Origin of the sequence: Micromonospora sp. ATCC 39149 (assembly GCF_000158815.1) — a bacterium.
Taxonomy (GTDB): Bacteria; Actinomycetota; Actinomycetes; order Mycobacteriales; family Micromonosporaceae; genus Micromonospora.
In genome coordinates this window covers 4,720,351-4,733,401 of record NZ_GG657738.1, presented here as the reverse complement: position 1 = coordinate 4,733,401, position 13,051 = coordinate 4,720,351, and the positions used below count along the sequence as shown (strand labels likewise).

Sequence of the window (13,051 nt, the reverse complement as noted above, 5' to 3'; positions counted from 1 at the left end):
GCCGCCGGCGGGTCGCCAGCTCAGCCGAACAGCGCCCGGCCCCAGTGGTCGCCGCCGTCGCGCACCCCCGGCGGGCAGGCGAAGACGGCGCTGGAGACGTGCCGCAGGTACTCGTTCATCGCGTCGTTGCGGGCCAGCCGGGTCTGGATGGGCACGAACTGCTTGCGCGGGTCCCGCTGGTAGGCGATGAAGAACAGCCCGGCGTCGAGCCGGCCCAGCCCGTCGGAGCCGTCCACAAAGTTGTATCCCCGGCGCAGCAGCCGCGCGCCGTCGTTGGCGTCCGGATGGGCCAGCCGCACGTGCGCACTCTCGGCGATCACCGGTTGGCCGTCGTCGCCCTTCGCGGCGAAGTCGGGCTCGTCGAACTCGTCGGCCCGGCCCAGCGGCGCGCCGCTGCCCTTGGCCCGGCCGACGATCTGCTCCTGCTCGACCAGCGAGCTGCGGTCCCAGGTCTCGACGAGCATCCGGATCTTCCGGGTGACCAGGTACGACCCGCCGGTCATCCAGTCCGGGCCGTCGCCGGGCTGGACCCAGAGGTGTTCGCGCAGCAGCCCGTCGTCCTCGGCCTTGAGGTTGGCCGTGCCGTCCTTGAAGCCGAACAGGTTGCGCGGGGTGGCCTGCCCAGTCGAGGTCGACGAGGTACGGCCGAAACCGAGCTGCGACCAGCGGACGCTGACCACGCCCATGCCGATGCGGGCCAGGTTGCGGATGGCGTGCACCGCCACCTGGGGGTCGTTGGCGCAGGCCTGGACGCAGAGGTCACCGCCGGAGATCTCCGGCCGCAGCGCGTCCCCGGCGAAGTGCGGCAGGTCGGCCAGCGCGGCCGGGCGGCGGTCGGCGATGCCGAACCGGTCCCGGCCCTGGGCGTCGCGGAACAGCGCCGGCCCGAAGCCGATGGTGAGGGTGAGCTGGGACGGGGGCAACCCGAGGGCCTCGCCGGTGTCGTCCGGCGGGGCCTCCGGCACGCCGCCGACCGCGCCGGTCACCCCGGCGTCCTTACCGGCGGTCATCCGGGCGGCGGCGGCCGTCCAATCGCCGAGCAGCTCGACCAGGCGGGCCCGGTCCTTGGTGATCACGTCGAAGGCGACGAAGTGCAGCCGGTCCTGGGCCGGGGTGGTGATGCCGGCCTGGTGCTCGCCGTGGAACGGCACCGCACCGGCCGCCGCGCCCTGATTCGCCGAGGCGTGTTCCGCCCTGCCGCGGGCCAGCACGCCGGCCCCGGCGGCGACGCCCGCCACCCCAGCGACCCCCGCGCCGGCAAGCGTGATCGCCCGCCGCCGGGACAGCCCGCTCGCGCCGCGCCCGATGATTCGCTCACCGCGCTCGCTCATGCCGCCAGCCTCTCTGCTCGTCGGTGTGCTCACCAGGACCGCAGGTCACCGGGCGACGACCGCGGCGACCTTGCTGACCGGCTCGGCCAGCGCGTTGATGCCGTCCGACAGCTCCTTCAGCTCGGCCTTGCTCAGCGCGGTGTGCAGCTTCCAGCCGTCGCCGTCACGGTGCTTGTCGAGCACCGTTTCGACGTTGGTGAACTCGGAGTCGAGCTGGGCGACCAGTTCGGGAGCGCGCTGCTCCAGGGCCGGGCGCAGCGCCGCGATCGCGGCCTTCGAGCCCTCCAGGTTGGCGTTGAAGTCCCACAGGTCGGTGTGCGAGTACCGCTCCTCCTCGCCGGTGATCTTGCCGCTGGCGACCTCGTCGAGCAGCGCCTTCGCGCCGTTGGCGAGTTGGAGCGGGGTGAGCTTCTCGGCGTTGGCCTTGGCGACGATCGCCTTGACGTCGGTGAGCAGCTGGTCGGCGATCGGCCCGTCGGCGCTGATGTCGCCGGTGGTCCAGAGGTCCTTCTCGATCCGGTGGAAGCCGGTGAACTCCATGCCCTCCTCGACGACCTCCTCGCGGCCGTCGATCTTCGGGTCGAGGTCGCCGAAGCTCTCCGCGACCGGCTCGATCCGCTCCCAGTAGGTGCGGGCCACCGGGTACAACGCCTTGGCCTTCGCCACGTCCCCGGCCTTGACGGCGGCGACGAACTCCTCGGTCTTCGTCAGCAGCGCGGCGGTCTGGCTGGTGACGTACCGCTGGTAGCTCGCGGTGGCCTCGGCCAGCGCGGCGTCGGGGGCTACGGTCGCGGGGGTGCCGCTGACCTTCAGGGCCCCCCGGATGCCCTTGCCGCTCATCCCGGGCTTGCAGGCCGTCTCATACGTTCCGGCGGGCAGCTCCACGCGCAACTCGCGCTTGAGGCCGGGGGCGATGTTCTCGACCTCGCCCATCACCCGGTCCCCGGCGGCGTAGACGTAGAACTCGGTCACCTTGGCGCCGGAGTTCGTCACCTCGAAGACGGTCTGGCCGGCGGCCAGTTCCGTCCGGCCGACCTCGCAGGCGGTGTCGGTCGCCTTGACGGCGATCGGGCCGCTGTCGGCCTGGTCGGCGTCCTTGTCCGCCCCGCCGCAGGCGGCGAGGCCGGTGGTGGCAAGCACGCCGGCGGCGGCGAGCACCAGGAAGCGGCTGGTACGCATCGGGCTTTTCTCCTCGAGATGGTCAGGCGCGCGGCGACGTGGGCGCCGGACCGGTGGATTCGGTGATGCCGGCGACACCCGCCGGCGGGGTGGGCGCGCTCGCCCCGGCACGGGGCGCGGGACGGCGCAGGAACAGCACCAGCACCGGCACCGCGTACGCGACCCAGGCGACCATCTCCAGCACGCTCGGGGCGGGGGTGACGTTGAACATCCCGGCGAGCAGGGCGGCGTACCAGGTGCTCGGGTCGAGGGTCGCGCTGATGTCGAAGGCCAGGTTGTTCAGGCCGGGCAGGACGCCGGCCTCCTGGAAGTCGTGCACGCCGTACTTGAGAATGCCGGCGGCGACCAGGATCAGCAGGGCGCCGGTCCAGGTGAAGAACGTCGACAGGTTGATCCTCAGGGCGCTGAAGTAGAGGCCCACGCCGATCGCCACGGCGCTGGCGATGCCGGCGAGCAGGGCCAGCAGCGGCCCGCTGTCGCCGGCCGCGCCCTGGGCGGCGGAGTAGAAGATGAGGGCAGTCTCCAGCCCCTCCCGGATCACCGCGAGGAAGGCCATCCCGGCTACCGCGAGGGAGCCGACCGCGAGCGCCTCGGTGAGCCGGCCGCGCAGCTCACCGGCGATTGTCCGGGCCGCCCGGCGCATCCAGAAGATCATCCAGGTGACGAAGGCGACGGCCGCCACGGAGGTGACCGCCTCGAACAGTTCCCGGTCCTCGGAGCGGGCCAGCAGCGAGGTCGAGGTGTACTCGATCAGCCACCCGACGAGCACCGACAGCGCCACCGCGAGCCCGACGCCGCCCCACACCTGCGGCAGCCGGTCCCGGCGCTGCGACTTCACCAGGAAGGCGACCAGAATGCTGACAACGAGGGTCGCTTCCAGGCCCTCCCGCAGGCCGATCAGGTAGGTGGCGAACATCCATGCTCCGTAGTCGATCGGATTGCCTCGGTTAACTTAGGGCAGCCATACCTTCCTCCCGCCCCCCGGGCCCCGTCAAGTTGTTCTTCGCCACCTCGCCCGGCCGATCCGGGCCACCCGACCGGCTCGCCACCGGCGTACGCAAAGGGACCGGGCCCGCCGCCACGCGGCCGACCCGGTCCCTTTCGTGCCGGCTCAGTACCGGTAGTGCTCCGGCTTGAACGGGCCCTCCTGGGGGATCCCCAGGTAGGCGGCCTGCTCCTCGGTCAGGGTGCTCAGCTTCGCGCCGAGCGCGTCCAGGTGCAGCCGGGCCACCTTCTCGTCGAGGTGCTTGGGCAGCACGTAGACGCCGATCGGGTACTCGTCGGTCTTGGTGAACAGCTCGATCTGGGCGATCGTCTGGTTGGCGAACGAGTTCGACATCACGAAGCTCGGGTGGCCGGTGGCGTTGCCGAGGTTCAGCAGACGACCCTCGGAGAGCACGATGATCGCGTGCCCGTCGGCGAAGCGCCACAGGTCGACCTGCGGCTTGATGTTGACCCGCTCGACGTCGGAGCGCTTGGCCAGGCCGGCCATGTCGATCTCGTTGTCGAAGTGACCGATGTTGCCCACGATGGCCTGGTGCTTCATCCGGGCCATGTGCTCGTTGGTGATGACGTCGAAGCAGCCGGTGGCGGTGATGAAGATGTCGGCCTGCTCGACCACGTCGTCCAGGGTGGAGACCTGGTAGCCGTCCATCGCGGCCTGGAGGGCGCAGATCGGGTCGACCTCGGTCACCACGACCCGGGCGCCCTGGCCGCGCAGCGACTCGGCGCAGCCCTTGCCCACGTCGCCGTAGCCGAGCACGACGGCCATCTTGCCGCCGATCAGCACGTCGGTGGCTCGGTTGATGCCGTCGATCAGCGAGTGGCGGCAGCCGTACTTGTTGTCGAACTTGCTCTTGGTCACCGAGTCGTTGACGTTGATGGCCGGGAAGAGCAGCGTGCCGGCGCGGTGCATCTCGTAGAGCCGGTGCACGCCGGTGGTGGTCTCCTCGGTCACGCCCTTGATGCCGGCGGCGATCCGGGTCCAGCGCTGGCCGTCGGAGGCGAGGGAGCGGTGCAGCACCTCCAGGATGACCGCGTACTCCTCGGAGTCGGCCGACTCGACCGGCGGCACGACGCCGGACTTCTCGAACTCGACGCCCTTGTGGACGAGCAGGGTGGCGTCGCCGCCGTCGTCGAGGATCATGTTGGGGCCCTGGCCGTCGGGCCAGTCCAGCACCCGCTCGGTGCACCACCAGTACTCCTGGAGGCTCTCGCCCTTCCAGGCGTAGACCGGGACGCCGGCCGGCGCGTCGGGGGTGCCGTCCGGGCCGACGACGACCGCGGCGGCGGCGTGGTCCTGGGTGGAGAAGATGTTGCACGAGGCCCAGCGGACCTGCGCGCCGAGCGCGACCAGGGTTTCGATCAGCACGGCGGTCTGGATCGTCATGTGCAGCGAGCCGGTGACCCGCGCTCCGGCGAGGGGCTGCGCCTGCGCGAACTCGCGGCGGATCGCCATCAGACCGGGCATCTCGTGCTCGGCGAGCTGGATCTCCTTGCGCCCGAACTCGGCGAGCGACAGATCCGCCACCTTGTAGTCGCCTTCGGCGAGGGTGCTCGGCCGGACCTCGGACGGCGTGCCACTGGGGGCCGCCGGGAGGGTGCTGGTCATGGAAGCTCCTGTCGAACGAACGAAGTGCTGCGCGACCCCCCACCTTACGCGCAGAGACGGACAGCGCACGGGGCGGTCGGTCGTGGGCGGACTGTCCGCCCACGGCCCGGCCGCCCCGTGCATCCCCCCGGTTTGGTTCCCCGCGCGCCGCCGAACCTTCGTCGCGGTGACGCTGCGCACTTACAGAGTTACACTCAGCCAGCGCAGGGTCAAGCCATTCCGGAAATTCCCGATTTGCGCCGGCAGGCCGAACCTCCAGCCGCCCACCTCCGCGCGCCGGGTCCACCGTCCCGACACCATTCGCCGAGTCCGGAAACCTCACAAAGAATTAACGATTCTCGATGAATCGCCGATGATCGGCTCAGCTCGCGGCATGGGAAGCCGGAGCACCGGGACGCCGCCACGGCGGCCTTCCGACCGGATCCGCTCAGCGCAGCCCGCTGGTGGCCACGTACGCCTCGCCCTCGCCGTCGAGAACGAGCGGCCCGGCGTCGGCGGGGCCGATCGCCGCCTGCCCAGGGGCGAGAGTGACCGCGCCCGTCCCGTCGTCGGCCGAGAATTTCCCGGCGCGGCAGAGCACCACCCGGGGCCCCGGCACCGCGAGCCGCACCGGCGTCCCGGCGAGGACCGCCCGGTGCAGCGCGAAATCGTCCACCGGCACCGGCCAGCGCACCACCCCCGGCGACACCCGCTTGGGCGTCACCACCGGGTCGCCCAGCACCTCGAAGCGCAGCACCCGCAGCAACTCGTCGACGTCCACCCGCTTCGGGGTCAGGCCGCCGCGCAGCACGTTGTCGCTGGCCGCCATGATCTCCACGCCGGTGCCGCGCAGGTAGGCGTGCAGATTGCCGGCCGGCATCCAGATCGCCTCCCCCGGCGCAAGCCGGACGTGGTGCAGCAGCAACGCCACCAGCACTCCCGGATCGCCGGGATAGTGCGCGGCCAGCGCCCGCGCCAGCGCCGCGTCCGGCCCGGCGGCCTCCGCCGCCAACACGGCCCCCACCAGCCCCGCCCGCTGGGCCGCCGGCCAGCTCAGCAGCAGCCGGACGGCCTCCCGCAGCCCCGCCGTTCCCTCGTGCAGCGCCGCCACCACCGGCTCCAACACCGGCACACCGAAGGCGGCCAGCGCCCGCGCCGACGTCGCCGGGTCGCGGAAGCCGCACAGCGCCGCGAACGGCGTGAGCGCGACCAGCAGCTCCGGCTTGTGGTACGGGTCGGCGTAGTTGCGCTCCCCCGCCGGGCGCGCCGCGTCGGCGGCGTACCCGGCGAGGGCCTGCTCCGCGTCAGGATGCGCCTGCAAACTCAGCGGAGCGTCGGCGGCGAGCACCTTCAGCAGGAACGGCAGCCGGGGGCCGAACCGGCGCACCGACCGCTCGCCAAGCCAACGCCCCGGCTCGGCGGCCAGCACGTCGAGCAGGCTCACCGGCTCGCCGTCACGCCGCACGGTCGCCGGGGCACCCGGGTGGGCGCCCAGCCACAGCTCGGCCTCCGGGCCCGCGCTGGGCACCGGCCGCCCCTGCAACCCGGCGATCGCCGAGCGGGAGCCCCAGGCGTAGTCCCGGATCGGGCCGTGCAGCGGCTCCACGGTCAGTTTCCGGCGTGCGACTCGTCCGCGCTGGTCACCGCCGCCTCCGGGTGGACGACGGCGGTGTGCCCGGCGGTCCCGATGCCGGCCCGCTCCGCCGCGTCGGACCAGATGTCCGGCTCCAGGTAGATCACCCGGGCGACCGGGACGGCCGCGCGGATCCGTGCCTCGACGGCGTCGATCCCCCGGGCCAGTTCCTCGGCGCTCTCGCACGCCCGCACCGCGATCTTCGCGGCCACCAGCAGCTCCTCCGGGCCCAGGTAGAGCGTCTTCATATGGATGATCCGCTCCACCTCCGGGCCGTCGGTGACGGCCCGCTCGATGGTCGCCACGTCGGTCGCCTCGGCACCCTCACCGAGCAACAGGCTCTTGGTCTCGATCGCCAGAATGATCGCGATGGCCACCAGCAGGACCCCGATCATCGCCGTGCCGGCCGCGTCCCACATGCCGTTGCCGGTGATCAGCGTCATCCCGACGCCGAAGAGGGCGAGGACCAGACCGACCAGCGCGCCGAGGTCCTCCAGCAGCACCACCGGCAGCTCGGGAGCCTTGGCCCGGCGGATGAACCGCAGCCAGGACTGGTTGCCCCGGACGAGGTTGGACTCCACGATCGCGGTGCGGAACGAGAAGCTCTCCATCGCGATCGCCGCCACCAGCACGACGACCGGCACCCAGTGCCAGCTCTCGATCGGGTGCGGATCGGCAGCCTTGTGCCACGCCTCGTAGAGCGCGAACAGGCCGCCGACGCTGAACAGCACAATGGCCACGATGAACGCGTAGACGTAGCGCTCCCGGCCGTACCCGAAGGGGTGCTGCGGGGTGGCCTCGCGCCTGGCGCGCCGCCCGCCGAGCAGCAGCAGGCCCTGGTTGCCGGAGTCGGCCACCGAGTGGATCGACTCGGCGAGCATCGACGAGGAGCCCGTCAACAGGAACGCGATGAACTTCGTGACCGCGATGCCGACGTTGGCCAGCAGGGCCGCGACGATCGCCTTCGTACCACCGTTGGCGCTCATCGCCCTGCCTCAGATCGCGACTGCGGGGCTCGCAACCCCAGCTCACTCCTCGCGCTCACGCCGCCACCTCAGATCGCGACTGCGGGGCTCGCAACCCCAGCTCACTCCTCGCGCTCACGCCGTTCCCTGTCCGGTGCCACACGTGCTCACTGGTTCGCCAGCTCCTTCATCTCGGTGATGGCCGGAACCGCCATCGGGTCCAGCCCGTGCGCCAGGGCGAGATAGACGGAGGCGAAGTCCGGCACAGCCACCAGCGAGGCTAGCCGCTCCAGCGCGGACCCCCCCTCGGCGGTCACCACGTCGCAGCGGACCCCGCGCCGCTCGGCGAGGGTCTGCACGGCATCGGCCCGGCGCTCCTCGACCGCCAGCGGCTCGTCGGTGTCGTCCTCGGCGTTGAGCCCGCCGTCACGCAGCAGCACCAGCCGCAGGCGGGTGCCGTCCTCGTTGGGCTCGCCCGGGTCGGCGAAGATGTCCCGCTCCCCCTCGGCCAGCCCACCGAACACGCCGTCGAGCAGGCCGACACGACCCCGGCCGGCCTCGCCGAGCGCCCCGCTGACCACGGGGTAGCGGGCGTTTGCCGACAGCGTGTCGCCGAAGCGGCGGGCCGCGACGGTGGCCAGCGGCGACGAACCCCAGACGATCGGCACCGAGCCGGCCAGCCCCAGGGCCAGCGACTTCGCCGGGTTGACGAACGACTCGGCCGTGGGACGGCAGCGGTCGGCGTCCACGTCGAGCCGCGCCGCCGTCTCCGCGAGATCCGCCTCGTTGACCTTCACGAGCCCGAGCGTACGGGCGGCGAGCAGAACCGGCACGGTGAGCGCCCATAGGCTGGCCCGGGCCGGGGCGCGACGGGGCACCGGGATGAACGGCGCCCGGGCCCGCTCGGCCACCGACTGCAACTGCGAGTCGGGCGCGCCGACGGCGACCAGCCGGGCCCCCCGACGGTGGGCGGCCTCGGCCGCGCCGAGCGCCTCGGGGCTGCGGCCGGAGGCGCTGACCGCGATCACCACGTCGGCCGCGCCCACCCAGCCGGGCACACCGGCGCTGCGGTGCGGGATGACCGGGACCGGGCAGCGCGGCCCGGCGACCGTGGCAAGCACGTCCCCGGTACGCCCGGCGGTGCCGATGCCAGCGATGACGACTGCCCGAGGGCGGCCCTCGTCGGCGAGCACGGTCAGATTGGCCTCGGCCGCCAGGGCGGCGGACTCCCGCACCTGTGCCCCGGCCGAGGCCATGAACCGCAGCATGCCGCCCGGGTCGTGCGCGGCGAGGGCGTCCGGGTCGTCGAGCAGGGACTCGTCGGCGTGCCGGTGCCCGCTGACCCCGGCCGTCCCCTCCATCACGATCGCTGCGCGGGTCCGCCGCGCGCCTCGTCGAGCAGCAGCACCGGCACGTCGTCGCGCACCTCGAAGATCCGCCCGCACTCGGTGCAGGTCAGCGTCTGCGCGCCGGCGTCGTAGTCGAGCGGGGCGTGATGTGTGTCCGGACAGGCGAGGATCTCGAGCAACTGCGGGTCCAGGGCCATGGTGCGGCTCCTTCCACGGGTGCGTAGGCGGCGGACGGCGGTGCCGGCCGGCGCAGGGGATCTTATCGGCGAACCCGGTCGAGCACCTCGTCGCGGAGGGAGATCATCCGCTCCTCGGTCGGCGCCTCGACGTTGAGCCGCAGCAGCGGCTCCGTGTTGCTGGCACGCAGGTTGAACCAGGCGCCGTCGGGAAAGCTCAGGGTCAGCCCGTCCAACTCGTCGACCGCCGCCTGCGGATACGCGGCCCGCACCTGCGCGATGCTCGCCGCCTGGTCGGCCACCGTGGAGTTGATCTCGCCCGAGGCGACGTAGCGCTCGTACTCGCGGGCCAGCTCGGACAGCGGCAGCCCCTGCCCGCCGAGCGCCGCGAGGGCGTGCATGGCGGCCAGCATGCCGGTGTCGGCGAACCAGAAGTCCCGGAAGTAGTAGTGGGCGGAGTGCTCGCCGCCGAAGACCGCGTTGGTGCGGGCCATCTCGGCCTTGATGAAGGAGTGGCCGACCCGGGTGACCACCGGCTCGCCGCCGTGCTCGCGGATGATCTCCGGCACCGCACGGGAGGTGATCGGGTTGTGGATCACGGTGGAGCCGGGGTGCTTGGCCAGCTCGCGGACCGCCACCAGGGCGGTGATCGCCGAAGGGGAGACCGGCTCGCCGCGCTCGTCGACCACGAAGCAGCGGTCGGCGTCGCCGTCGAACGCCAGCCCCAGGTCGGCACCGTGCTCGCGGACGGCCCGCTGGAGGTCGACCAGGTTCGCCGGGTCCAGGGGGTTGGCCTCGTGGTTGGGGAAGGTGCCGTCGAGTTCGAAGTACAGCGGCACGATCTCCAGCGGCAGCGCGGGCAGCACGGCGTCGCCGAGCACGCTGGGCACCGTCCAGCCGCCCATCCCGTTCCCGGCGTCGACCACGACCTTCAGCGGCCGGATGCCGGACAGGTCGACCAGCTTGCGCAGGTGGGCGGCGTACTCCGGGCGCAGGTCGCGCCGCTCGGTCGGCCGCGTCGGCGCGCCGGCCGGGCGGGCGGCACCGGAGTCGAGCAGCGCCTGCGCCCGGTCCCGGATCTCGGCCAGGCCGCTGTCCTGGCCGATCGGGCGGGCGCCGGACCGGCACATCTTGATGCCGTTGTACTGCGCCGGGTTGTGGCTGGCGGTGAACATCGCCCCGGGCAGCCCGAGGGTGCCGGAGGCGTAGTAGAGCATGTCGGTGGAGGCGAGCCCCAGCTCGATCACCGAGCGGCCCTCGGCCTGCGCACCGGCGGCGAACGCCTCCGCCAGGCCCGGCCCGCTGGCCCGCATGTCGTGCGCTATCACGACCGCGTCGCCGGGCTCACCGGCGGCGTCGAGCACCTGACCGAAGGCGACGCCCAGGGCCTCGGCGACCCGTTCGTCCCACTGGTCCGGCACCGTCCCACGGACGTCGTACGCCTTCACGATCCGGGACAGATCAGACACGCGCTTCGCTCCTTGGCCGCAGGTCGTCAACGCCCTGAGCGTATCGGAGCGGCGGGACGTGGCCGGCCTCAGCCGGGCAGGCGCGGCACGATCGTCGTCGCGTCACCCCCGCCGGCGGGCGCGGGCGGCTCACCCGGGCCGGCGGGTGGTCCGGGATGCCCGCCCGCGCCCGAGATCGGCGCCGGCCCCGGGACGGCCGGTCCGCCGCCCTGGCCCGGCGCGCCGCCACCGGCCGGGTACGTCGCACCGCCGCCGTGGGTGGCCGGCGCGTCGGGGTGGGAGCCGTACACCGCCCCGGACGGAGGCCCGGACGGTCGGCCGTACACCCCGGGGGTGGGCGGCGCCTGGATTGGCGCGCCGCCGGCCGCCTGGGACGGGGCGGGGGTCCCGGACCGGTACGTGGTGCCGCCGGGGTTGCGCGGCAGCGGGACGGTGGAAGAAACAACCAGGTCGTCGGCCGGCTCGCGGTCGGCCCGCGACCGGCGCACCAGCAGCACGATCAGGCCGACGCCCACCACGACCAGGCCGACACCGAAGAGCATGATCCAGGACAGCCCGCCAGAGCCCTCCTCGGCCGCGTCCACGGTGCCGGCCCCGCCGGCGGGGCCGGCGACGGCGGCCAGGGTCGGTTCCTCGGCGGTCGTCGCGTCGGTCGTGGGCTCGGCCGTCGGGCTCGCGCTCGGACTCGGCGACGGCGACGGCGACGGGCTGCGGGTCGGGCTGGGCGACGGGCTCGGGCTCGGCGCCCCGACCACCCGGGCCGCGACGGCGTCCCGGCCGATGGCCCGGCCGCGCCCGTCGACCGCCTCGCCGACCACCGTCAACCGGCCGCCCGGGGTCCCCGCCGCGAAGGTCAGCCGGTAGCGCATCGTGACGCTCTTGCCCTTGCACAGGGTCGGGTCCGTCGGGGCGGCCCGGCCCGTGGCTACCGCTCCCCCGCCGCCGGAGACCGGCACCGGCGACCAGTGGCCCCCCAGGTTCACCTGCACGGTGACCTGGCTGGCGGCGAGGCCGGCGAGGCTCAGGCCCAGCCCGGTGCGCAGCACCACGCAGCCCCCGGTGCGCTTGCGCACCTCGACGTTGACCGCCCCCGGTGAGCCGCCCGGCCGGAAGCTGTCGGTGGAGCCCACCCGCACCGAATCGCCCTCGGCCAGGGCCGGCGACGCCCCGGCGGCCACCAGGCCGCCCAGCATCACGCAGACCGCCGCGAGCCGTGTCGCGTGCCGACGTAGCGCCATGATCACCTGCCGTCTCTCCCTGCCGGGTCCGCGGGTCAGGTTACTACCGGCCCCCGGACCCGGCTCGGCCGCGGAAAAAGGGCCCTTGTCAACGCCTGCGGTAGAGAGGGTCCCCCTTCTCACCGAGCCCAGCTCCGCGACCTAGCCGAGCCGCCCTCCGGCCGCCCAGCCGAGCCGTCTGCGCCGCCGGAGGGCGGCGATTCTCGTCTTGCCGGACGCGTAACATGGTGGTTACGCTTATCCGGTGGACGACGTGGCAGCGGCGATCGCCGACCCGGTGCGGCGCGACATCCTGGTGATGCTGCGCGACAAGCGGCTCGCCGCGGGGCAGATCGCCGAGCGGTTCGCAATCAGCCGGCCCGCCGTCAGCCGGCACCTGCGGGTGCTCCGGGAGAGCGGGCTGGTGCGCGACACGCTCGTCGGCCGCCGCCGCCTCTACGAGCTCGACGCGTCGCGGTTCGCCGGGCTGATCGAGTGGCTCGACCAGTTCACTGCCACCAGCTGGGAGCGTCGTCTCGACGCACTCGAAACCGAGGTCCATCGCACCCGTCGCGAGCGCCGCCAGCGGGGCAGGACGGATCACCGACAGGAGAAGACAGCATGACGAGACCACCCACCGGCCGGCTCTTTCCGACCCCCGACGGCAACGATCTCGTCGTCAGCCGCACGTTCCGGGCACCTGTCGAGGACGTGTGGGCCAGCGTGACCGAATCCGACCGCACCGCCCGATGGTTCGGGCCATGGGAAGGCGACGCAGCCCCCGGCCGCGTGATCAAGGTGCAGATGGCCCACGAGGACCAGGCACCGTGGTTCGACATGCGGATCGATGCGTGCGACCCACCCCGACGGCTGGCTGTGTCGGCGACCGACGAGTCCGGCGACTGGCGGATCGAGCTGTTGCTGTCGCACACCGACGGTCGGACCGAGCTCCGGCTCGTGCACCACCTCGACACCGCCGACGGGGTCGGCGAACTGGGGCCGGGTTGGGAGTACTACCTGGACATGCTGGCGGCGGCACGGAACGGCCTGCCCACGCCGAGCTTCGACGACTACTACCCGGCGATGAAGCCCTACTTCGAGGCGCTGCGTACCCGAACGGACCCGGTGTGATCTTGCGGGCC

The 13,051-nt window shown here is 73.1% G+C and carries 12 protein-coding genes; 2 read left to right on the top strand and 10 right to left on the bottom strand.

What is annotated here, in order from left to right; translation table 11 throughout:
• Positions 1-20: 20 nt before the first annotated feature.
• From efeB to MCAG_RS35945, 10 genes are all read right to left on the bottom strand, one after another.
• Complete coding sequence (gene efeB / locus MCAG_RS20600; RefSeq protein ID WP_036374480.1) at positions 21-1,331, bottom strand: iron uptake transporter deferrochelatase/peroxidase subunit; 1,311 nt, start codon at positions 1,329-1,331, stop codon at positions 21-23.
• A 45-nt stretch (positions 1,332-1,376) separates the two neighbouring features.
• Positions 1,377-2,510, bottom strand: a complete 1,134-nt coding sequence (efeO, locus tag MCAG_RS20595; protein WP_007074916.1) for an iron uptake system protein EfeO — start codon at positions 2,508-2,510, stop codon at positions 1,377-1,379.
• A 22-nt stretch (positions 2,511-2,532) separates the two neighbouring features.
• Positions 2,533-3,426, bottom strand: a complete 894-nt coding sequence (gene efeU / locus MCAG_RS20590) for an iron uptake transporter permease EfeU (RefSeq protein ID WP_007074915.1) — start codon at positions 3,424-3,426, stop codon at positions 2,533-2,535.
• A gap of 195 nt (positions 3,427-3,621) precedes the next feature.
• Positions 3,622-5,121, bottom strand: coding sequence for an adenosylhomocysteinase (ahcY, locus tag MCAG_RS20585; protein ID WP_007074914.1), 1,500 nt, complete (start codon positions 5,119-5,121; stop codon positions 3,622-3,624).
• A gap of 427 nt (positions 5,122-5,548) precedes the next feature.
• Positions 5,549-6,706, bottom strand: a complete 1,158-nt coding sequence (gene manA / locus MCAG_RS20580; protein WP_036374477.1) for a mannose-6-phosphate isomerase, class I — start codon at positions 6,704-6,706, stop codon at positions 5,549-5,551.
• 2 nt (positions 6,707-6,708) lie between these two features.
• Entirely contained in the window at positions 6,709-7,719 is a 1,011-nt protein-coding gene (locus tag MCAG_RS20575) for a cation diffusion facilitator family transporter (protein WP_007074912.1), read from the bottom strand.
• A 146-nt stretch (positions 7,720-7,865) separates the two neighbouring features.
• Complete coding sequence (locus MCAG_RS20570; RefSeq protein WP_007074911.1) at positions 7,866-9,062, bottom strand: SIS domain-containing protein; 1,197 nt, start codon at positions 9,060-9,062, stop codon at positions 7,866-7,868.
• A complete protein-coding gene (locus MCAG_RS20565; RefSeq protein WP_007074910.1) occupies positions 9,059-9,244 on the bottom strand; it encodes a Trm112 family protein in 186 nt (61 codons plus the stop codon). Before MCAG_RS20565 ends, MCAG_RS20570 begins: the two co-directional genes overlap by 4 nt.
• 62 nt (positions 9,245-9,306) lie before the next feature.
• Positions 9,307-10,692, bottom strand: coding sequence for a phosphomannomutase/phosphoglucomutase (locus MCAG_RS20560; RefSeq protein WP_007074909.1), 1,386 nt, complete (start codon positions 10,690-10,692; stop codon positions 9,307-9,309).
• A 68-nt stretch (positions 10,693-10,760) separates the two neighbouring features.
• Positions 10,761-11,930 carry a hypothetical protein gene (locus MCAG_RS35945; RefSeq protein ID WP_036377681.1) on the bottom strand — a complete coding sequence of 390 codons (1,170 nt, stop codon included), beginning with the start codon at positions 11,928-11,930 and terminating at the stop codon, positions 10,761-10,763.
• Between the two features lie 244 nt (positions 11,931-12,174).
• On the opposite strand from MCAG_RS35945, the gene MCAG_RS20550 reads away from it, so the two are divergent.
• Together MCAG_RS20550 and MCAG_RS20545 are read left to right on the top strand one after the other, a co-directional pair.
• Positions 12,175-12,534, top strand: coding sequence for a metalloregulator ArsR/SmtB family transcription factor (locus MCAG_RS20550; RefSeq protein WP_007074907.1), 360 nt, complete (start codon positions 12,175-12,177; stop codon positions 12,532-12,534).
• Positions 12,531-13,040 (top strand): SRPBCC family protein, encoded by a 510-nt coding sequence (locus tag MCAG_RS20545; protein WP_007074906.1) that lies wholly within the window; start codon positions 12,531-12,533, stop codon positions 13,038-13,040. Before MCAG_RS20550 ends, MCAG_RS20545 begins: the two co-directional genes overlap by 4 nt.
• Positions 13,041-13,051: the final 11 nt, after the last annotated feature.